The sequence below is a fragment of the Providencia sp. AGC89 genome (genome assembly GCF_053543535.1).
The window spans coordinates 26,963-49,393 of the sequence record NZ_JBIXLP010000071.1 but is presented as its reverse complement, the minus strand read 5'-3'; the positions used below and the strand labels follow the sequence as shown (position 1 = coordinate 49,393).

The window sequence follows — 22,431 nt, the reverse complement described above, 5'->3', positions numbered from 1 at the left end:
TTAGAAATTAACGGATGGAAAATTTTTTTCACTCATGTTTCTTAGAACAGTTAGTTGCATTAGTCAGTACAGTACAAACCTTAAAAAAATCTGCCCCAATAGGCTATAAAAAGAAAGCCCCCACAAAATTACTCGCTACAATTAATAAAGTGATAACAGAACGAATTGCAGTCAACCCACTTGACCCAATTTTTTACCAAGGTAATACCTTAGGAACAAAACACAAACATTGGTTTCGGGCTAAATTTTTACAGCAGTTCCGTTTATTCTTTCGTTGCAGTGAAAAAGATAAAATCATCATTATTAGTTGGGTAAATGATTTCAGTACATTACGTTCATATAGTTCCAAAAATGATGCCTATCAAGTATTTGCCTCAATGCTAAGCCCTCCTGATGACTGGGAAACCTTAAGCCAAGAAGCAAAAATGGCAACAAAAGCCGTTGTTCCTAACTCAGCCATAGGTTTCCTACTCAAAAATAACGATTAATGCCGATGCCTACGCCAACGGTTAAACATATAGCTAATATGGCGTAACTCTCCATCTCTTAGCATGCCAATAAACACACCTATAACCGTATAAATTACACCAAGTGTTAGCATCATAACGATATCCATCAACACCTCACTAAACGGCAATCCCATTTGGTTAAGGCCTGCCATGGCGTTTGTGGCCCATGTTGATGGCAATGCTGAAGCAATCATACGTACCCAATCTGGCATCGCTTGTAATGGCCAAATAGTGCCTGACATATAAAACACTGGCGTAGTGATAAACGCTAACGTTAAATAGATCATTTCAACACTGCGCAAGCATTCTGTTACCAACTTGCCTAGGCCAATAACCGCTAATAGGAACGGGAAGGTAAATATCCAAATTAAGTACAGCGGTGCTTCTTGCCGGAAGCCCAATACCCATGGCCAAAGTGCAAAAAAGACCGTAGATAAAAACAACCAAATGGGTATTAACGCAGATAATGCTCCCAAATAAACGGCTAAAGGCGGTTTACCTTTCGGTGTTGAACGGATCGCAATACTGACGCGCACACAAGCGATCAACAAGGAGTGCTGTAACAACATCACCAATAAACCTGGGAAAACAATGGCCGCAAAGCTGACTCCCGGGTTATACAACGGTTCAGTTTCACTGCGGACTGGGGTAATGATAACTTTGGCTTGTTCTTTGCTATAACCTGCTTTTGTTAGTAATTGCGTATTATAAGCGTTTAAAAGAGTTTGATATGCTTTTGAAAGCTCTTGTTGAATTTGGCCGCTAGCGAGGCGGTTAGTCGCATCACCATAGACAGGGACAGTAATGCTTTTACCACTTAGTAAATGCTGCTGAAAATCGGTTGGAATGATAATTATCGCAAATAATTTTCTAGCGATCATATCCTGACGAGCCTGCGCAAGGTTATCATAACCATGCAATTGTACTTTTGGCGTCGCGTCTAAATCACGGATTAGTTCGCGGCTAGCAGTGCTATGGTCCATATCGATCACGGCAACAGGCAAATCCCATAAAACAGGTTTTGCATAGACCAAACTCATCACGCACAATGAGACTAAAAGTAGTAGCCACATCGGCTTTTCTAACATACCCAGTAGCACTTTACGGAAAGTCGCAAAATAGACCGCCATTAAACTTCCCCTCCTTGAGTTGCAAGCCGCTTAACCAAGCGTTTACGAACTAAAAAGGCAATTACGACAGGGTAAATTAATAAAAACAAACAAACTTCTACAATTCGACCAAACGAAATTTCCCGTAAGAAAATATCGAACATTGCATTAAGTGTATGCGTAAGGGGTTCAATATTAGAAATAATTCGCGCGGGTAAAATCATCGATAATTCAGGCACAGCCATTCCTGAGAACGCTAAAGCGATACTCACTAGCATCCCTATTAAGCTATAAGCCATAATAGCACTAGAGGTAAAGCTAAATAGTAATACCCCAATACTTTGTGCCGCTATCACATAAAAGAAGCCTACCACCAGCATATACAATGGGTTACCCACCACTTTAGCATCAAAAATGGTCACGAGTGCAGCAAGTTCAATTGCCAACAATGTCGTGAAAAATAACGTATACGGGGCCATCTTCCCTAATAGGGCAGTAGCGAAAGGTTTAACGCTTTGTAAAGTGCTCCCTCGCGACATAGTATAAATAGTCGCTGTGACGACAAACAGCTGTAACATATGAATAGTCGCAGCAAACTGCTGGTAATAAATATAACTACCACTCGGATTGAACAAGCTGTCATAAGAAAGTGTCACTTGCGCCAACGGCGGTAGTGCTTTTCCCATCGACCTCGCCAGTTCTTGGCGATACTTTGCATTTAGCTCCGCAACTAAGCCGCTAAAGTCTTGAATTGCATAACTTCCCGATGCGTAAAATAAAGCGTTGTAGTACATACGCAGTTCAGGTTGGCGCCCTCTTAACACATCCTCTTCAAAATCATGGGGGATGTACAGTAATGCATAATCTTTTGAGCTGCCTAATCTTTTTAAGGATGTATTCAGATTGTCATCGATAGTTTTTACATCTGCGTGAGGGCCTGAATTCAAGTCGCGAATAATTTGCCGAGATACTGGACTATGGTTGTCATCTACCACTGACACAGGCAAATCCATCAGCGTTCCTTCTGAAAAGTTAGAACTCACCAACGTAAACAACATCAATGGAAACAACCAGCTCAACCAGTGAAAAACAGGGCTACGGATAGCCATTTTAGTTTCACGGCTAAAAGCATGCTCGAAGCCTTGCCAAGCGAACTTTAATTTCATGGCAACACCTTTTACTTATCCCAGTGCCATAGCACACTCATACCGGGCCGCAGCCCATCAATTGGCTCTAATGGATATAAACGAATTTCAAACGTTTTTAAATCAAAGTCACCAGTTGCACGGGTTGCACGCTTTGTTGCGTAATCACCTTTTGGTGCAATATAACGAACCTCAGCCTCAATCACCTTATTGCCTAATGCGGGCACATCAAGTTGAACTTTATCGCCTTTTTTCACATTGACTAAAATATCTTCTCTCAAGTTATAAATGAAATAAGCCTGAGGTAAGCGAATTAATGAAATTAACGGGCTGCCTGCATTGAATAGTTCACCTATTTCTGCTGGGATAGGGCCGACTTCACCATCAACAGGCGCTCTGACTTGTAGGTCATCAACCTGTACTTGTAGCTCTGTAAGTTTTTGTTCTGCTTGATTCAGAGCTGCTTCGTATTGTTTTCGTAACTCAACACGATCCCCATTCTGCCCCTCTTCTAACCGAGCTTTTGCACCTTGTACTTGAGAATATGCAACATCTTTAGCTTTACGGGCATTATCAAGTTCATTTGCTGAAACATACCCTTTGCTTTTTAAATTACTCAAACGCGCATATTCGCGAGAAGCATTTTGATATTGTGAGTTTGCTTGCGCTAATGTGGCTTTAAGGTCCCGAATAGTCTCTGCTCGGGTCCCGTTAATCGATTGTTCGAGCTGAGCTTTTGCTTGGTCCCTTGCCGCTTTTGAGGCTTCGTATTGCGCTTGCAACTCAGGGCTTTCTAATGTTAATAAAAGCTGCCCTTGTTTGACATCGTCCCCACGCTCGACATGGCGTTCAACCACTCGCCCCTTCGCTTTTGAGGTGACAATAACTTCAGGTGCATCCACTTCTCCCTGCAACAATAAATATTGATTATGGGAATGAAAAAGTGCAGCTGCTGCTATTAAAATGAGCATCAGCAAAATCAGTACTATTGTTCTTTTTTTCATTATTTATGTGAACCTTAAATAATAACGGGGGAAACTATCATCCCTAGAGTATGACAAGAAAATTAAATACAGCGTTAATAAATTCGTGCGCAAGATCACGAAAAGGTAGGGCATTGTCTAATATTGAATCGATTTTTTTCTTATGTCAAATAATGATGAATGTCCTTTACTCAAATGTCGATTACTTAACCAATGACTTACGGTATAATCACTCGCCAAATAAAGACTAAAAATAGACGCTAAAGTGAATAACTCCCGCAATGCAAAATATAACGAGCCATGCTCTAAATAGTTCGCATTGTGGGTAGGCGACGAGGAAACGAGACCCTAGAAGCATACAGTAGTATGTGACTAGGGTGAGATGACAAAGTCAACACCCCATAACGTGCACATGACGAGCCATGCTCTAAATAGTTCGCATTGTGGGTAGGCGACGAAGAAACGAGACCCTAGGAGCATACAGTAGTATGTGACTAGGGTGAGATGACAAAGTCAACACCCCATAACGTGCACATGACGAGCCATGCTCTAAATAGTTCGCATTGTGGGTAGGCGACGAGGAAACGAGACCCTAGGAGCATACAGTAGTATGTGACTAGGGCGAGATGACAAAGTCAACACCCCCACAATGTGAAATATGACGAGCATGTACGAATTTGATTTAATATTACTCCTACTCCAGCAAATGTGCGTCTACCTTGTTATCGCATGGGCGCTCAGCCGCACCCCACTCGTCATTCCCTTATTGAAAGTCACTATCCGCTTACCCCACAAGGTGATGTGCTACCTGATTTTTTCCGTATTTTGTATTATCGGGACATATTTTGGCTTACATATCAATGATTCCATTGCCAATACTCGGGCAATTGGTGCGGTATTAGGTGGGCTACTTGGCGGCCCTGCCGTCGGGTTTGCCGTTGGTTTTACTGGCGGAATACACCGTTATTCATTAGGAGGGATGAGTGCATTTGCTTGCATGGTTTCGACCATTGTCGAGGGACTCATTGGTGGCTTAGTCCATCGTTACTATATGAAACGTGGCGAAATTAATAAAATTTTTAACCCAGTTACTGCCAGTTGTGCGACTTTTGTAGCTGAAGTCCTACAAATGCTGATTATTCTATTACTTGCGCGCCCTTTCGATGAAGCCCTTGAGCTGGTGAGAAGTATTGTCGCACCGATGTTAGTCGCGAACACCATTGGTGCAGCCATGTTTATTCGTATTTTACTCGACCGACGCGCAATTGTTGAAAAATACACCACCGCTTTTTCCGCACAGGCCCTTAAAATTGCCTTAACGACCGAAGGTATTCTACGTAAAGGCTTTAATGCGGATAACAGCATGAAAGTTGCCAAAATTATTTACCAAGAACTGGAAATTGGAGCTGTTGCCATTACCGATCGCGAAAAAATACTCGCCTTTATTGGTATTGGGGCAGACCACCACCGACCTGGAACACCAATCTCATCGACACAATCAAGACAAGCCATTGATAATAATGAGGTTGTCTATGCCGATGGGAATGAAACACCGTATAAATGTTCCCTCAGCCCAACTTGTAAACTTGGCTCGGCACTCGTCATTCCCCTACGAGGCGAAAATGACCGAGTGATTGGGACCATAAAACTCTATGAAGCCAAAAATAGCCTATTTAGCTCAATCAACCGTACATTAGGTGAAGGGATTGCCAGCTTGTTTTCAGCTCAAATTTTGGCAGGGCAATACGAACGCAATAAACAATCGCTGCTACAATCGGAAGTAAAATTGCTCCATGCCCAAGTAAACCCTCATTTTTTATTTAATGTACTCAACACGTTGCAGGCCGTGATCCGCAAAGACAGCCAACAAGCGGGGCAATTAGTGCAATATATTTCGACCTTTTTCCGTAATAACTTAAAACGTCCGGAACAAAATGCCACTTTGGGAGAAGAAATTGAACATATCAATGCTTACTTACAAATAGAAAAAGCTCGTTTTCAAGAAAACTTACAGATTTACATCGACATTCCAGAGGAAGTTAAACATGTTGAACTCCCTGCATTTACCTTACAACCTCTTGTTGAAAACGCAATTAAACACGGCACCTCACAGTTATTAGAGACGGGATATATTACAATACGTAGTTATATCGGTAGCGAACACGTCTATATTGAAATTGAAGACAACGCAGGGCTCTACCAATCTACGAAGCAAAGTGATGGCTTAGGGATGGGCTTGGTCGATAAACGTTTGCGTTTAAAATATGGCGAACAATACGGCATTAGCGTAGAGCATGAGCCAGAAAAATTTACACGAATGAAAATCCGCCTACCGTATTTGGCGGCACCATAATAATGATAATGTAACCCTATGAATGTATTAATTGTTGATGATGAACCACTTGCGCGGGAAAACGTCCGTTGCCTCCTCGAAGAACACGATGATATTGAAATCATTGGCGAATGTGCCAATGCGATAGAAGCTATTGGGATAATCCATAAAAAAAAGCCTGATGTGGTCTTTCTCGATATCCAAATGCCGCGCCTAACTGGCCTTGAAATGGTGCGCATGTTAGATCCTGAAGACCGCCCCTATATTGTCTTTCTAACCGCTTTTAATGAATTTGCTATTCAGGCTTTTGAAGAACATGCTTTTGATTATTTATTAAAACCCCTTGAGCCAGAAAGATTGGAGAAAACATTAAGCCGACTCCGTCAAGGTAAACAAAAACAAAACCTTGAGCTACTGGGTAATAATGAACCACTTAAATTTATTCCGTGTACTGGTCATAGCCGTATTTATTTGATGAAACTCGATGAAGTATTGTATGCAACTTCTCGTTTGAGTGGCGTCTACGTCATGAGTACACAAGGGCAAGAAGGCTTTACTGAACTCACATTACGCACCTTAGAAACTCGTACACCGCTAGTGCGCTGCCATCGCCAATACTTAGTCAATATGACCCAATTAAATGAAATTTTATTTGGCGATAGTGGGCAAGCCGAGTTAGTACTTAGCTCTGGCGAACGCATCCCCGTTAGCCGCCGTTACCTCAAACCACTAAAAGAGGCATTGGGTTTAGTCTAAATGGCTCTTCGACTTCTCACACATGCACTTGTGTATAAATTAATAATAAATTTGTACATCAAAACAATTTTTCTATAAACAGAAACATAAGTTCAAAAAACACACAATACGTTATTCTGTATTCCGTGTTGTGTGTTCACCATTTATAGGAACAAAATATATCTAATACAATGTCGCAAAAAGCAGCACGTGAAGGCCTTGGTAACCCTGAGCTCTTTAAGGGGGGCGTTTTTGTAACAAAAAATGGGCAGTCTGAGCTTTTTATTCAAACTAGTGTGGAACGTGAAATAGAGCTAAAAGAAAGAGAAAGAGAGCGCCAAGCAAATGCACTGCTAAAATTGGTGATGGCAGCAAAAGATGATGTTAAAAATAAAAGAACCTTATCACCAGAAGAAGCGCTAGAAAAATTACGTGCAGCAAGAAAATAATGAAAGGAAATTGTGATGGAACAACCATATACGGTCACCCTCGCAGAAACTGCATTATGGTCACTACAGGATGTAGAATCGTTTAAAAATCAATTTTATGAGTAGTATTCAAGCTGCAGCGTTTGTTGATGAGCTACTTCTATCATCCGTAAAAGCAATATCAGAAGATCCTAAACCTTATCGCCCAAATCAAATGTTAGCCAATAATGGTCTACTTATTCGAGAGTGAATCGATATAACTAGCCAATATCGCTGTTTATATGAATTTGATAAGCAAACAAATAACGTCGTTATCCTACTTTTTATTAGCACAGCACAAGATTTAGAAAAAACGCTTTATCGCCACTATATACTTAAATAAAAATGACTAATAAAAAAACCCGCACTTCAAAGTACGGGTTTCGTTTTATTGGGATTAAACTCCCCAAAACCTAGCTATTACGCGTTATGGCTGCTGCTACGACGACGAGGTGCCGCATTAGTGCCATCTTGGCGAGGTGCTGCATTGCCACGGTTACCACCGCCACGGCGTTCACCACCACCGTTGCTACGACGCTCACCACCACGGTCATTGCGACGACCTGCACCGAAACCTCCCTCGCTACCACCTTCACGACGAGGACCACCACGACGCTCACCACCGCCACGACGCTCAAACGGTTGTGCATCACCAATCAGTTGCATTTGCATTGGTTTATTTAATACACGTGCACGGCTTAAGTGAGTTAACACTTCGCTTGGCATACCTTTTGGTAACTCAATGGTTGAGTGAGTACCAAACAGTTTGATATTACCAATATAACGGCTACTGATGTCCGCTTCGTTAGCAATCGCACCAACAATATGGCGAACTTCTACACCGTCATCGCGACCAACTTCGATACGATACATTTCCATATCGCCAACATCACGGCGCTCACGACGACCGCCACGCTCCCCACGCTCTGCACGGTCAAAACCATTACCATTGCTATTGCGGTCACGACGGTCACCACGGCGATCATCACGGTCGTTGAATTCACGACGCGGACGACGAGGTGCATCTGGTGGTAGGATCAGGGCGCGTTCGCCTTGAGCCATTTTCAGTAACGCTGCTGCTAGAGTTTCCATATCAACATCTTCTGATGGAGACATTTTCGCTAACAGTGAACGATATTGGTCTAAATCGCTGCTTTCTAATTGTTGCTGGATTTTTTCAGCAAATTTTTCCTGACGACGTTGACTTAACAAATCTGCATTTGGCAGTTCAACTTCAGGAATAGTCAGTTTCATCGTACGTTCAACGTTACGTAACAGGCGACGCTCACGGTTCTCAACGAACAGTAAGGCACGGCCCGCACGACCTGCACGGCCAGTACGACCAATACGGTGAACATAAGACTCAGCATCCATAGGGATATCATAGTTAACGACTAAGCTAATACGCTCAACGTCTAAACCACGAGCTGCCACGTCAGTCGCAATCAAGATATCTAAACGACCATCTTTCAGGCGCTCTAATGTCTGCTCACGCAGAGCTTGGTTCATGTCACCATTCAGCGCTGCGCTGTTATAGCCGTTACGCTCTAATGCTTCTGCGACTTCTAATGTTGCATTTTTAGTACGGACGAAAATAATCGCCGCATCAAAATCTTCTGCTTCTAAGAAACGAACCAACGCTTCATTTTTACGCATACCGTAAACAGTCCAGTAGCTTTGAGCAATGTCAGGACGTGTGGTAATGCTTGCCTGAATACGAATCTCTTTAGGTTCTTTCATAAAGCGACGCGTAATACGGCGAATTGGCTCAGGCATTGTCGCAGAGAACAATGCGGTTTGGTGCTCTGCTGGAATTTGACCCATGATGTTTTCAACATCTTCAATAAAGCCCATTCGTAGCATTTCATCAGCTTCGTCTAAGACTAAGCCTTTTAATTTAGAAAGATCTAAAGTACCACGCTTCAGATGGTCAAGAAGACGGCCAGGTGTACCCACAACGATTTGTGGACCTTGGCGTAACGCGCGCAATTGCACGTCATAACGTTGGCCACCATATAGAGCAACGACGTTAACGCGGCTCATATGTTTAGAGAAATCGCTCATCGCTTCAGCTACCTGAACAGCCAACTCACGAGTTGGTGCCAGAACTAAAATTTGCGGAGCTTTTAAATCTGGGTCAATGTTTTGCAGTAATGGCAAACTAAATGCAGCGGTTTTACCACTACCGGTTTGTGCCATACCTAATACATCGTTACCATCCATTAACAATGGAATACATTGTTGCTGGATTGGTGATGGTTTTTCGTATCCCAGGTCGTTCAGTGCTGTCAAAATAGATGCTGATAAACCTAAATCAGCAAAAGAAATATCGGTCTCAGTAGTCATGTAAAGGTGCCTCATACATAATGGCAGCCAGTTTACATAACCATGCGAAAATCATTTCGGTCATTTTCATTTAAAATGTGAACTGGCTCAAATTGTGTTTATTAAACGAACAAATAGGCCGTCACCCCGAGGGATGATGACTTAAAAATTAATCATGAAATGTTCGTCAGCTATTGCTGGCCCGATTCTAAAAGGTCGTCTTGTTCTTGGCCTAACAGCGCCAATTCCAACAATGCATAGCGGTGTTCAACAAAGCTGTGAGCGTTGTTAGCTACCGTCAGTTTGAATAACGCAACTGCGCTATTCTTATCCCCCAGACTTAGGTAATGCTTACCTAAATAGAAGTTAGTTTCACTGAGATGCTCAGCGAGCGAAGTGTTATCCGTAGACGTTTCTTTCAAACGCTCCATCAATGTTGTTTCATTGATATTGCCAAGATAGAATTCTACGATATTCCAGCCCCATTGCCCTTTCTCCGCTTGGTTGTAACGAGCAGCAAGATTATCTTGTGCCGTACGCGGGTCTATGTCTTTTTCTACAAGATAAAGCCATAAAACACGAAAAGGATCATTTGGATCTATCTGATAATACGCCAGCAGATCATCCTGCGCTAGTTTGTACCGTTCACCGTAATATAAAGCGATGCCACGATTCATCCGCGCGAAATTGTAAGTTGGATCAAGCTCTAAAACAGAATCAAACGCTTCATAGGCAGCATCATAGTTCCCTGCCTGCGTAAAATATATCCCTAAAAAATTAAAAACTTCAGGAATATCAGGACGTATGGCTAACGCAGTTGAAAAATCATTACGCGCCAGCGCCCTTAAACCTAGACTATCATACAACACACCGCGCTCATATAAAAGCTGTGCGTATTCGTCATCGGTTAAAGACCGGCTCGCAAGGATTTGTTCCATACGAGCCAATATCACTTCTTGTTGCAATGAAGGTTGAAGTGGAACGGCAAAAACCTCGTTCTTTCGCCAATCTTTGCTGCTACATCCAATAATAACAAAAAAGATAAGCGCCAAGAGCACACGCGGTAACGTGCGATAATCTCTTACCCGAAGACAGATACTGTTCAACATACTCCGCCCTTACATTACCACGCATTTACAACAAATTATGGTTTCAGCAAATTTAGGCTGATAGCGCTCTAAACAAATAGAGCGCAGCTAGGTCAACTTATTCTGCTGAGTCCTGAGGTTGCGAACTTGGTTCCTCAGTTGCTACCGCTTCTTTCATGCTAAGGCGGATACGGCCTTGACGGTCGATTTCTAATACCTTAACTGGGACTTCTTGACCCATTTGCAGATAATCAGTCACTTTCTCAACACGCTTATCTGCGATTTGAGAAATGTGTACTAGACCTTCTTTACCGCCACCAATAGCAACGAATGCACCAAAGTCAACGATACGAGTCACTTTACCTGGGTAAATACGACCAACTTCAACTTCAGCAGTAATATCTTCAATACGGCGAATGGCTTCTTTCGCCTTGATACCATCAGTTGCAGCAATTTTCACTGTACCATCATCTTCGATTTCAATCGTAGTGCCTGTTTCTTCCGTTAATGCACGGATGACAGAACCACCTTTACCGATGACATCTTTAATTTTGTCTGGATTGATACGAATCGTATAGATACGTGGTGCAAATTCAGAGATTTCTTCGCGAGGACCATTAATAGCTTGTTCCATCGTCCCCAAGATGTGCAAACGTGCGCCTTTCGCTTGGTTCAGAGCAACCTGCATAATTTCGCTGGTAATCCCTTCGATTTTGATATCCATTTGCAGTGCACTGATACCATCACGGCTACCGGCAACTTTAAAGTCCATATCACCTAAGTGGTCTTCATCACCTAAAATGTCAGATAGGACAACAAAATCGTCACCTTCTTTCACCAGCCCCATTGCAATACCAGCAACAGCAGCTTTAATTGGCACACCTGCATCCATTAATGCGAGTGAAGCGCCACAGACAGAAGCCATAGATGATGAACCGTTAGATTCAGTAATTTCAGATACAACACGGACAGTATATGGGAAATCTGCGTGATCTGGCATTACAGCTAACACACCACGTTTCGCTAAACGACCATGACCAATTTCACGACGTTTCGGTGAACCTACCATACCAGTTTCACCAACAGAGTATGGAGGGAAGTTATAATGGAATAAGAAACGGTCAGTGTATTCGCCCATTAGCTGGTCGATAACCTGTGCATCACGCTCTGTACCTAAAGTTGCAGTTACCAGTGCCTGAGTTTCACCACGTGTGAACAATGCAGACCCATGAGTACGTGGCAGAACACCGGTACGCACATCAAGTGCACGAACCATGTCTTTTTCACGACCGTCAATACGAGGTTCACCACGGATAACACGGCTACGTACAACTTGTTTTTCTAAGTTACCTAAAATATCAGCAACTTCAGAAACATCAACGTTTTCATCTTCAGCGACTAATGTAGCAATGACTTCATCTTTGATTAAATCAACTTGCGCGTAACGTTCTTGTTTCTCAGTAATGCGGTAAGCATCACCCATACGGCTTTCTGCTAATGCCGCAATGCGGTCATTTAATGCTTGGTTAACTGGCTCTGGCTGCCAATCCCATTTTTCTTTACCTGCTTCTTTGACCAACTCATTGATGTTTTGAATAACAATTTGTTGTTGGTCGTGGCCAAATACGACCGCACCTAACATTTGTTCTTCGCTTAACAAGTCAGCTTCAGATTCAACCATTAAGACCGCGTTATTGGTACCTGCAACCACTAAATCTAAACGGCTGTTTTTCAGCTCATCAGCTGTTGGGTTAAGAACATATTGGTCATTGATAAAACCAACACGAGCAGCACCGATTGGGCCATTAAATGGCGTGCCAGACAGCGCAAGAGCTGCAGATGCACCGATCATCGCAACGATGTCAGGGTTAACTTGTGGGTTAACAGACACAACTGTAGCAATGATTTGAATTTCGTTTAAAAAACCTTCTGGGAACAGAGGGCGCAGTGGACGGTCAATTAAGCGTGCGATTAACGTTTCGCCTTCACCAGGACGACCTTCACGACGGAAGAAACTCCCTGGGATACGGCCTGCTGCGTATGTACGTTCTTGATAGTTAACAGTTAAAGGGAAGAAATCTTGACCTTCTTTAACTTTCTTCTGAGCAACCGCAGTAACAAATACCGCAGTGTCATCCATGTTAACCATAACAGCGGCTGTCGCTTGACGCGCCATCATTCCCGTTTCAATCGTAACGGTATGTTGACCATATTGGAATTTACGAACAATAGGATTTAACACAATATTACCCTTTTTGTAAGGCTATCTGAGCATCTCGGATAGCATTGGCTTATTCTTCCTACAGCCTCGCGACTAATGAGAAGATTGATATTCAAGTCATCAATGTTCTCATTAGCCGCGCGAATCGGATGTAGCGAAGAGGCATTATTAAAACAACTAATTACAAACCATAGCTTAACATTTAAGTTAAGAACAATTCGAGTATTACTTCAACTTTCAAAATAACTTTTAGAAGAAAAGGGGCCTGTGGCCCCTTTTCTCTGAAACTGACTCTACTCGTTATACTTCAAGTTGCAACGTTGTTGACTACACTCACTCGTACTAGTCACATACTGATGTACATTCCTAGCCACTCACTCATTGGCCGCCTAGCCGCCACTGGAATTATCTAGAGTAAGATTAGCGGCGCAGACCTAAACGCTCAATCAGAGCAGTGTAGCGTGCGATATCTTTACCTTTCAAGTAAGCTTGTAAGCGACGGCGTTGTGCAACCATACGCAACAGACCACGACGGCTGTGGTGATCTTTTTTGTGCTCTGCAAAGTGGCTTTGCAGATGGTTGATTTGTGCAGTCAGCAGAGCGATTTGTACTTCGCTTGAACCAGTGTCATTTTCACCGCGGCCGAACTCAGCAACGATTTTAGCTTTCGCTTCATTACTTAGAGACATAATAAACTCCAAAATGATTAATGTAAGTGATGAGAGCCAATCTCTAATTTAGCATCTCAAGATTAAGCGCCGCTATTCTACGCTGCTTATAACAGCAAAGCAATAAGCGCCACTATGCGGATTGTTCATTTTCCACAACCAAACGCTTTGGTGCCACACGGCCATCTTCGCTAATCAGAGCAATACCGATAAAACGCTGCTCTTCACCGCAAGTCACTCGGACCATGTCCCCTTCAATGAGACCTTCAACATTCGCCCTAACAGGTTGACCCTGTTTAAAGTAAGCCGCTGTTTCTTCAGTAATATTGATAGCTGGAAAATGAACAACTGCGGTATCCATTGGCAATAACAAGCTATCCAGTAATGATTCAAAAGAACCTTCTCCTGCATCTACTTGTGCCCGCAAAGCGGCTAATTGCTCTAATGTTACCATGCGCTCATATGGGTAATTAGCGACTTGAATACGCCGTAGATAAATCACATGAGCGCCACAGCCTAACATTTCGCCTAAATCATCAACAATAGTACGAATATAAGTCCCTTTCGAGCAATGAATTTCCAGTTCTAACTCATTATTTTCTAAACGAATAAACTGTAGTTCATACACAGTAATTGGGCGGGCTTCACGCTCAACCGTAATCCCTTTACGTGCATATTCATACAATGGACGACCTTGGTGTTTTAATGCGGAATACATCGAAGGTACTTGCAGTGTATCGCCTCGGAAAAACGCTAAGGCGTCATCTAACTGTTGCGGCGTAAACTCAACGTTACGCTCGCTGATGATTTCGCCATGAGAATCCGATGTATCAGTACGTTGACCTAAACGAGCTACTACACGATAACGCTTATCTGAATCGAGTAAAAATTGGGAAAACTTCGTTGCTTCACCAAGGCAAACGGGCAACATACCTGTTGCTAACGGATCAAGCGCCCCTGTATGCCCAGCTTTATTAGCATTAAAAAAGCGCCGCACTTTTTGCAGCGCATCATTAGAAGAAATATCCGTAGGTTTATCCAGCAGCACTACACCGTCGATATCACGGCCGCTACGACGACGCCCCATTATTTTTCCTCTTTATCATCTGCATCAGCACGACGTTTTTCATCATCGCGAATGACATTCGAAACGAGGTTAGACATACGCATACCATCAACCAAAGAACTATCATAAGAGAATGTCAGTTCAGGAATAACACGTAAGCGCATGGCTTTACCTAATAAAGAACGAATAAAACCTGAAGCTTCATTCAGCGCTTTAATGCCTTCTTTTACCATATCAGACTCATGTTCTTCATGAGAGATATTTAAAAACGTAACGAATACTTTACCGTATGCCAAGTCCCTAGACAGTTCAACACCAGAAACCGTTGCCATACCAATGCGAGGATCCTTCACTTCACGTTGCAAAATGATTGCAATTTCTTTTTGCATTTCTTGTGCAACGCGCTGAGAACGACTGAATTCTCTTGCCATTGTTCTATCTCCTGACAAATTGGGGGGCTAAGCCCCCCAATGGAAAATAAAGTATGAAGATATTTACCCGCTTCGCTTTATAACAAAGTGATATTACGGGTATCTATAAAATTAACCGTCGATCGAACGCTTAACTTCAATAACTTCGAAGACTTCAATCATATCGCCGACACGAACATCGTTGTAGTTCTTAACACCGATACCACATTCCATGCCGTTACGAACTTCAGCAACATCATCTTTAAAGCGACGCAGAGACTCTAACTCACCTTCGTAGATAACCACGTTGTCACGCAGTACACGAATTGGGTTATTACGCTTGATGGTACCTTCTGTAACCATACAACCTGCAACAGCACCAAATTTCGGTGATTTAAATACATCGCGGACTTCTGCAAGACCAATGATTTGTTGTTTGTATTCAGGTGCCAACATACCGCTCATTGCTTGTTTGATTTCATCAATCAAGCTATAGATAACGGAATAGTAACGTAAATCAACGCTTTCACTTTCAATGACACGACGCGCAGATGCATCTGCACGGACGTTAAAGCCAAGAATGATAGCATTTGATGCCGCTGCCAATGTTGCATCTGTCTCAGTGATACCACCAACGCCAGAACCGATGATTTTAATTTTAACTTCATCAGTTGACAGTTTCATCAGAGAGTCAGTGATCGCTTCACAAGTACCTTGAACGTCAGTTTTCAGCACGATATTCAGTTCAGAAACTTTACCTTCTTCCATGTTCGCAAACATGTTTTCCAGTTTAGATTTCTGCTGGCGCGCTAATTTAACATCGCGGAATTTACCTTGACGATATAGAGCAACTTCACGGGCTTTTTTCTCATCACGAACTACTGTCGCTTCATCACCAGCAGATGGGACGCTTGATAGCCCCAAAATTTCAACTGGCATAGAAGGGCCTGCAGATTGAACTTCTTTACCTAATTCGTTACGCATTGCACGAATACGGCCATATTCAAACCCACATAAGACGATATCGCCTTTGTTCAGTGTACCTTCTTGAACTAAGATAGTTGCCACTGGGCCACGACCTTTGTCTAAGTAGGATTCAACAACAACACCGCTTGCCATTCCTGCATAAACTGCTTTCAGTTCTAAAACCTCAGCTTGCAGTAAGATAGCATCCAGTAGGTCATCAATACCTGTACCTTTCTTAGCTGATACGCTAATGAACTGAGTATCACCACCCCAATCTTCGGAAATAACACCGTATTGAGATAACTCATTTCTGACGCGGTCTGGATCAGCTTCTGGCTTATCGATTTTGTTGACTGCAACCACAATTGGTACACCCGCTGCTTTCGCATGCTGAATAGCTTCAATTGTTTGTGGCATAACACCATCATCGGCAGCAACAACAAGGATTACGATATCCGTTGCTTGTGCTCCACGAGCACGCATAGAGGTAAACGCGGCGTGACCTGGGGTATCTAAGAAGGTAATCATACCTTTATCGGTCTGTACGTGGTACGCACCGATATGCTGAGTAATACCACCGGCTTCACCTGATGCCACTTTCGTTGAACGAATGTAGTCAAGTAAAGACGTTTTACCATGGTCAACGTGACCCATAATAGTCACAACTGGTGCGCGTGGTTCTTGTAATGCAGAGCCTGTATCACGGTCATTCATTACCGCTTCTTCTAGCTCATTTTCACGACGCAGAATAACTTTGTGACCCATTTCTTCTGCAACAAGCTGTGCAGTTTCTTGGTCAATCACTTGGTTGATAGTCGCCATAGCGCCCATCTTCATCATTGTTTTGATGACTTGAGAGCCTTTAACCGCCATTTTATTAGCAAGTTCGCCTACAGTGATCGTTTCACCAATGATAACATCGCGGTTTACCGCAGCAGCTGGCTTAGTAAAGCTTTGCTGTAAGGAACTGCCTTTACGTTGTTTACCTTTAGTACGACCTGAACGACCTGCTGCACGCTCTTCTTCGCGATCAGCTTTCTCTGAAAGCTTGTTACCTTTTTTCTGGCGAGGTGCTTTAGCGGTACGGTTACGAGAACGACGGCCTTCTTCTTTCGCATCATTTTCATCTTCAGCGGCACGAGCGTGCGTAGAAGTGGTTGTATGATAATCGCTGTCTTCTTCAGTTTTAGTTTCAGCCGTCCATTTTTCGCCATTTTCTTCAGCCATTTTACGGGCTTCTTCAGCAACACGACGCGCTTCTGCTTCAACTTTACGTTGAGTTTCTTCTTCAGCTTTGCGTTTTAGCTCTGCAGCTTCAGCTTCACGGCGTTGTTTGTCGGCATTAGTTTCAGACGATTTGCCTGCTTTTTGATGATTTTCGCTTGGTTTCACTTTTTCTCTTTCCGCTGCTTCGCGCGTAGCTTTATCTGCTGCTTCACGTTTTGCTTTATCTTCGGCATCACGTTTTGCGTTTGCTTCTGCTTCGCGTTTTGCAGCTTCTTCTGCTAATCGCTTAGCTTGTGCTTCACGTTGTGCCAGTTCTTCAGCTTCGCGCTGTGCCTGCTCTTCCGCTTCACGCTGTGCCTGCTCTTCCGCTTTCGCTTCTTCAGCGTCACGGTTCACATAAGTGCGTTTTTTGCGGACTTCAACATTTACCGATTTGCTTTTGCCACCGGTGACCGGAACACTCAACGTACTACGAGTTTTACGTTGTAGTGTTAACTTACTTGGCTGACCCGCCGCCCCGCCTTGTTCGCGGTTTAGGTGGTTCAGTAAAGCTTCTTTTTCTGACTGGCTAACAGAGTCATTCTCACTTTTTTTGATCCCTGCTTCAGCAAATTGCTGTACCAGGCGATCAACTGTGATTTGAATTTCCGTTGCCAATGTTTTTACAGTTTCTGTCATGCCGTTCCTTCCTGCTACAGTGTTTACGCATCGTTACCGAACCAGCAAATATTACGTGCGGCCATGATGAGCGTACCTGCTTTCTCATCATCCAGACCTTCAATATCAATCAGGTCGTCGATGCCCTGCTCAGCAAGATCTTCCAGTGTACAGATTCCACGAGTAGCCAAGTTATAGGCAAGAGTACGATCCATACCGTCAAGATTCAACAAATCTTCTGCTGGCTGATTATCACCTAGGCTCTCTTTTTGAGCCAACTCAATTGTGGTGAGGGCAGCTTTCGCTCTTTCACGTAGAACTTCAACGGTATCTTCATCAAGACCGTCAATTTCCAGAAGTTCATTAATAGGCACGTAAGCCAGTTCTTCTAACGTAGAGAAGCCTTCTTCAACAAGTGCAGTGGCGAACTCTTCATCAATATCAAGATGCTTGGTGAATGTATCAATAGAAGCATGTGCTTCTGCCTGATGTTTTGCATTTAGCTCTTCTGCGGTCATGACATTCAGTTCCCATTTGTCATCACCACGGTGTTTTTTCAGCAACTGAGCAGCTAGACGAACGTTTTGACCGTTACGCCCTATTGCTTGTGCCAAGTTACTGCTTTCTACGGCAACATCCATCGTGCATTTGTCTTCATCGACGACGATAGATGCAACATCAGCCGGAGCCATTGCATTAATAACGAACTGAGCTGGGTTATCATCCCATAACACAATATCGATTCTCTCGCCGCCTAACTCACTAGAAACGGCTTGAACTCGCGCACCACGCATACCAACACAAGCACCAACTGGGTCGATACGTTTATCGTTAGTTTTTACAGCGATTTTTGCACGAGAACCTGGATCACGCGCAGCGGCTTTAATTTCAATAATTTCTTCGCCAATTTCAGGCACTTCAATGCGGAATAATTCAACCAACATTTCCGGGCGAGAACGCGTAACAAAAAGTTGTGCGCCGCGAGCTTCAGGACGGACATCATACAGGACTCCGCGTATGCGGTCACCTGGGCGGAAGTTTTCACGTGGCAACATATCTTCACGCAGAATAACCGCTTCAGCGTTATTACCTAAGTCTAACGTGATGTTTTCACGGTTAACTTTCTTCACTTGAGCAGTGATAATTTCGCCTTGTTGCTCACGGAATTGGTCAACAACCATAGCACGTTCAGCTTCACGAACTTTCTGAACAATAACTTGTTTTGCAGTTTGTGTTGTAATGCGGTCAAACACAACAGATTCGATCTGATCTTCAACATACTCACCTAGTTGCAGTGCAGGGTCTTCGTATTGCGCTGCTTCTAATGTGATTTCGCGAGTTGGCATTGTCACTTCATCGACAATTAACCAACGACGGAACGTATCAAAATCACCGGATTTACGGTCAATCTCAACACGAACATCGATTTCTTGCTCATATTTCTTTTTGGTTGCCGTCGCTAATGCCGTTTCCAGAGCCTCGAAGATTTTTTCACGAGGGAGGGATTTTTCGTTAGAAACCGCTTCTACAACAGCCAGAATTTCTTTATTCATCCTAGTTGCCTCATTGAACTTTATTAAAAGTGGGGTACCAAGTTAGCTTTCTGGATGTTGCCGAGGGCGAACACCTCATCCTTACCATCTACAGTAACCGTAATCATTTCACCGTCTACGGCTTTGATAATTCCTTGCCATTTACGGCGGTTCTGCATTGCTATACGCAAAGTTAACGCCACCTCTTCACCAACAAAACGCTCGTAATGAGCGACTGTGAATAATGGGCGCTCAAGCCCAGGTGACGATATTTCAAGGTTATAAATAACAGAAATTGGATCTTCGACATCCAATACTGCACTAACCTGATGGCTGACATCAGCACAATCGTCAACAGTGATGCCTTCTTCACTATCAATGAAGACACGCAGTGTCGATGTGCGACCACGGACAAACTCTAAGCCAACAAATTCAAAGCCTAGCGCCTCCACAGGTGCTGAAATCATCTCTGTTAATTGCTGTTCTAATGTGGACAAGCCCACCCCCAGACATAAAAAAAGGGCTATAAAAGCCCAGTTAATTCGATTGTCAAATAACAAAAAACCCCGAAATTCGGGGCTTTATGCAACTGGACCCTGTAGTGCACGGGTTCACCATATTCTTATTATACCTGCAAAGTCTAGAGAAATCGATGAGAAATTTTGGGAGCTATTAGATAACTACACTTGATTGCTACATCTGACAACAACTCTGACTACGATACTGACAAGGTATGTTGAATAAGAAATGGTTGCGGGAGCCGGATTTGAACCGACGACCTTCGGGTTATGAGCCCGACGAGCTACCAAGCTGCTCCATCCCGCGTTCGAAAACGTGACATATTCTACACTGATAACTCGTAAACTACAAGCTATCAAAATAATGGTGCCGAGGACGGGACTTGAACCCGTACGCCCGTTTTGTAGGCACTACCACCTCAAGGTAGCGTGTATACCAATTTCACCACCTCGGCACTGAGGCGAGGTTATCAATTTAAAATCAATAACCTCAAATTTTTAACTTCTTGCTCATTTCTGAGCTTACTACTTAATGATGACAATAACTGCCTTCATTCGGAATCTTTAACACTTAACGAGGAATATCGCTCGTTGGTGTAGCTGGTGCTGCCGGCACGTCTGTTGGTTGCTCGACTTTCGCAGGTTCACTAATGTTTTCCCACTTACTACCACTACCAGTTCCATACTTATTTGCAGTCATATTGCCAAGTATTAAACTGATGATGAAAAACACAGCAGCCAAGATTCCAGTCATACGAGTCATGAAGTTACCTGAACCCGATGAGCCAAACAGTGTTGCAGAAGCACCCGCACCGAATGATGCACCCATGTCAGCACCTTTACCTTGCTGTAACATAATCAGAGCAATAAGCCCGATAGCTGCTAGCAGGAAAATAATTAAAAGAGCTATGTACATTTGAGTTACCTATTCAGTTACGGTGCATAGCCTAATGCTATGACCTTTATCACTGCACACCCGCCCAATTCCCCGCAAAAGGACACTCTTACAGGATTGAGCAGGTGCGAATACTACCCAAAGCTGAGCCGACAAGCAAGTCTATTTTAAACTCTATCGATTATTTGCGGAAAAAAACAACAAATTTTCGAAATATTGCTCAGCTTTATTTATTACAATCAACCTGCGGCTTTAACTGCATCCGCAATACGATTCGCCATTGCAGTTACATCCGCTTCATTTTCGCCTTCAACCATGACACGAATTAACGGCTCTGTACCCGATTTTCTGAGTAACACGCGGCCTTTACCTGCCAGTTGCTTTTCAACTTCTTCATTAGCAGCAATAACCCCCTCATTTTGTAGAGGGTCGTGTGTGCCTTTGAACCGAACATTAACCAGCACTTGAGGTAATAATTTCATACCACTACATAAGTCATGCAAACTCATATGGTTACGTACCATAGCGCTCAAAACTTGTAGGCCAGCAACAATACCGTCACCCGTGGTGGTTTTATCCAGTAAAATTACATGGCCTGAGTTTTCCGCGCCCATGCGCCAGCCTTTTTCCTGTAATTTTTCGAGCACATAGCGGTCACCCACTTTAGCTCGTTCAAATGGAATGCCTAACTGTTTCAGGGCTATTTCTAAGCCCATATTGCTCATTAATGTACCGATTACCCCGCCTTTTAATTGACCTTGGCGTAGAGCTTCTCTAGCGACAATAAATAAGATTTGGTCGCCATCCACTTTTTCGCCCATATGGTCAACCATGATAATACGGTCACCATCACCATCAAACGCTAGGCCGACGTCTGCTTTTTCTTCTAATACTTTTTGTTGTAGTTGTCGAACATCAGTAGCGCCGCATTCTTCATTGATGTTGATCCCATTCGGGTCACAACCAATAGTAATGACTTCCGCACCTAACTCACGAAATACATTGGGGGCAATGTGATAAGTCGCACCATTAGCACAGTCAATAACGATTTTTAGGCTGGATAAGCTTTGCTCATTTGGGAACGTCCCTTTACAGAACTCAATATAACGCCCAGCAGCGTCTACAATCCGATTAGCGCGACCCAATTCTGCTGATTCGACACAAGTGATCGGTTTTTCCATTTCAGCTTCAATGGCTTCTTCGACTTCATCAGGTAACTTAGTCCCATCAATTGAAAAGAATTTGATGCCATTATCATAATAAGGGTTATGGGAAGCGGAAATAACGATCCCCGCTTCAGCGCGGAAAGTACGTGTTAAATAAGCCACCGCTGGCGTCGGCATTGGCCCTGTAAAAGATGCTGATAGCCCAGCGGCCGCTAGCCCAGCTTCTAGAGAAGACTCCAGCATATAACCAGAAATACGCGTATCCTTACCGATAATAATTTTACGTGAGCCATGACGCGCAAGGACTTTCCCTGCTGCCCAACCTAATTTTAAAACGAAGTCAGGAGTAATTGGGCTATCACCCACTTTGCCACGGATACCATCGGTACCAAAATATTTACGCTCACTCAT

At 43.3% G+C, this 22,431-nt stretch carries 19 protein-coding genes and 2 tRNA genes; 5 read left to right on the top strand and 16 right to left on the bottom strand.

The window, feature by feature from the left end; all coding sequences use genetic code 11:
• The first annotated feature begins 14 nt into the window (after positions 1-14).
• Positions 15-488 (top strand): type II toxin-antitoxin system YhaV family toxin, encoded by a 474-nt coding sequence (locus ACIPUA_RS15970; RefSeq protein ID WP_410054830.1) that lies wholly within the window; start codon positions 15-17, stop codon positions 486-488.
• On the opposite strand, the gene ACIPUA_RS15965 is transcribed toward ACIPUA_RS15970, so the two are convergent.
• Genes ACIPUA_RS15965 through ACIPUA_RS15955 form a run of 3 tightly spaced genes read right to left on the bottom strand, consistent with a single transcriptional unit; the run spans position 485 to position 3,767 of the window.
• On the bottom strand, positions 485-1,639 hold the full coding sequence (locus ACIPUA_RS15965) for an ABC transporter permease (protein ID WP_042845731.1): 1,155 nt from the start codon (positions 1,637-1,639) through the stop codon (positions 485-487). The two genes, ACIPUA_RS15970 and ACIPUA_RS15965, sit on opposite strands and share 4 nt — an antisense overlap.
• Complete coding sequence (locus ACIPUA_RS15960) at positions 1,639-2,784, bottom strand: ABC transporter permease (protein ID WP_042845732.1); 1,146 nt, start codon at positions 2,782-2,784, stop codon at positions 1,639-1,641. The genes ACIPUA_RS15965 and ACIPUA_RS15960 overlap by 1 nt, the downstream gene beginning before the upstream one ends.
• A gap of 11 nt (positions 2,785-2,795) precedes the next feature.
• Positions 2,796-3,767: an HlyD family secretion protein gene (locus ACIPUA_RS15955; RefSeq protein ID WP_042845733.1), complete on the bottom strand. Its 972-nt coding sequence runs from the start codon at positions 3,765-3,767 to the stop codon at positions 2,796-2,798.
• 646 nt (positions 3,768-4,413) lie between these two features.
• Between ACIPUA_RS15955 and ACIPUA_RS15950 the strand changes: the two genes are divergently transcribed.
• From ACIPUA_RS15950 to ACIPUA_RS15935, 4 genes are all read left to right on the top strand, one after another.
• Positions 4,414-6,099, top strand: a complete 1,686-nt coding sequence (locus ACIPUA_RS15950; RefSeq protein ID WP_449059864.1) for a LytS/YhcK type 5TM receptor domain-containing protein — start codon at positions 4,414-4,416, stop codon at positions 6,097-6,099.
• Positions 6,100-6,117: 18 nt separating this feature from the next.
• Entirely contained in the window at positions 6,118-6,834 is a 717-nt protein-coding gene (gene btsR / locus ACIPUA_RS15945; protein ID WP_042845734.1) for a two-component system response regulator BtsR, read from the top strand.
• Between the two features lie 158 nt (positions 6,835-6,992).
• A complete protein-coding gene (locus ACIPUA_RS15940) occupies positions 6,993-7,262 on the top strand; it encodes a hypothetical protein (protein WP_071548690.1) in 270 nt (89 codons plus the stop codon).
• A 97-nt stretch (positions 7,263-7,359) separates the two neighbouring features.
• Positions 7,360-7,491, top strand: coding sequence for a hypothetical protein (locus ACIPUA_RS15935; protein WP_257786023.1), 132 nt, complete (start codon positions 7,360-7,362; stop codon positions 7,489-7,491).
• A gap of 209 nt (positions 7,492-7,700) precedes the next feature.
• On the opposite strand, the gene ACIPUA_RS15930 is transcribed toward ACIPUA_RS15935, so the two are convergent.
• The 13 genes from ACIPUA_RS15930 to glmM form a co-directional block, all read right to left on the bottom strand.
• Positions 7,701-9,626, bottom strand: a complete 1,926-nt coding sequence (locus tag ACIPUA_RS15930) for a DEAD/DEAH family ATP-dependent RNA helicase (protein ID WP_048605850.1) — start codon at positions 9,624-9,626, stop codon at positions 7,701-7,703.
• Positions 9,627-9,796: 170 nt separating this feature from the next.
• Positions 9,797-10,714 (bottom strand): lipoprotein NlpI, encoded by a 918-nt coding sequence (nlpI, locus tag ACIPUA_RS15925; protein WP_225833090.1) that lies wholly within the window; start codon positions 10,712-10,714, stop codon positions 9,797-9,799.
• 97 nt (positions 10,715-10,811) lie between these two features.
• A complete protein-coding gene (gene pnp, locus ACIPUA_RS15920; protein WP_048605846.1) occupies positions 10,812-12,935 on the bottom strand; it encodes a polyribonucleotide nucleotidyltransferase in 2,124 nt (707 codons plus the stop codon).
• Between the two features lie 399 nt (positions 12,936-13,334).
• Positions 13,335-13,604 carry a 30S ribosomal protein S15 gene (rpsO, locus tag ACIPUA_RS15915; RefSeq protein ID WP_004905890.1) on the bottom strand — a complete coding sequence of 90 codons (270 nt, stop codon included), beginning with the start codon at positions 13,602-13,604 and terminating at the stop codon, positions 13,335-13,337.
• Between the two features lie 112 nt (positions 13,605-13,716).
• The gene (gene truB / locus ACIPUA_RS15910; RefSeq protein ID WP_042845737.1) at positions 13,717-14,670 is read right to left on the bottom strand and encodes a tRNA pseudouridine(55) synthase TruB; all 954 of its coding nucleotides are present in this window, start codon (positions 14,668-14,670) and stop codon (positions 13,717-13,719) included.
• On the bottom strand, positions 14,670-15,080 hold the full coding sequence (rbfA, locus tag ACIPUA_RS15905; protein ID WP_042845738.1) for a 30S ribosome-binding factor RbfA: 411 nt from the start codon (positions 15,078-15,080) through the stop codon (positions 14,670-14,672). Before rbfA ends, truB begins: the two co-directional genes overlap by 1 nt.
• A gap of 111 nt (positions 15,081-15,191) precedes the next feature.
• Complete coding sequence (infB, locus tag ACIPUA_RS15900; protein WP_042845740.1) at positions 15,192-17,930, bottom strand: translation initiation factor IF-2; 2,739 nt, start codon at positions 17,928-17,930, stop codon at positions 15,192-15,194.
• 23 nt (positions 17,931-17,953) lie between these two features.
• A complete protein-coding gene (gene nusA, locus ACIPUA_RS15895; RefSeq protein WP_042845741.1) occupies positions 17,954-19,462 on the bottom strand; it encodes a transcription termination factor NusA in 1,509 nt (502 codons plus the stop codon).
• 23 nt (positions 19,463-19,485) lie between these two features.
• A complete protein-coding gene (rimP, locus tag ACIPUA_RS15890; RefSeq protein WP_042845961.1) occupies positions 19,486-19,938 on the bottom strand; it encodes a ribosome maturation factor RimP in 453 nt (150 codons plus the stop codon).
• Between the two features lie 251 nt (positions 19,939-20,189).
• Positions 20,190-20,266, bottom strand: a tRNA-Met gene (locus tag ACIPUA_RS15885).
• Between the two features lie 58 nt (positions 20,267-20,324).
• Positions 20,325-20,414 (bottom strand) — tRNA-Leu (locus ACIPUA_RS15880).
• 116 nt (positions 20,415-20,530) lie between these two features.
• Positions 20,531-20,875, bottom strand: a complete 345-nt coding sequence (gene secG, locus ACIPUA_RS15875) for a preprotein translocase subunit SecG (RefSeq protein WP_042845742.1) — start codon at positions 20,873-20,875, stop codon at positions 20,531-20,533.
• Between the two features lie 218 nt (positions 20,876-21,093).
• Positions 21,094-22,431, bottom strand: coding sequence for a phosphoglucosamine mutase (gene glmM / locus ACIPUA_RS15870; RefSeq protein WP_048605844.1), 1,338 nt, complete (start codon positions 22,429-22,431; stop codon positions 21,094-21,096).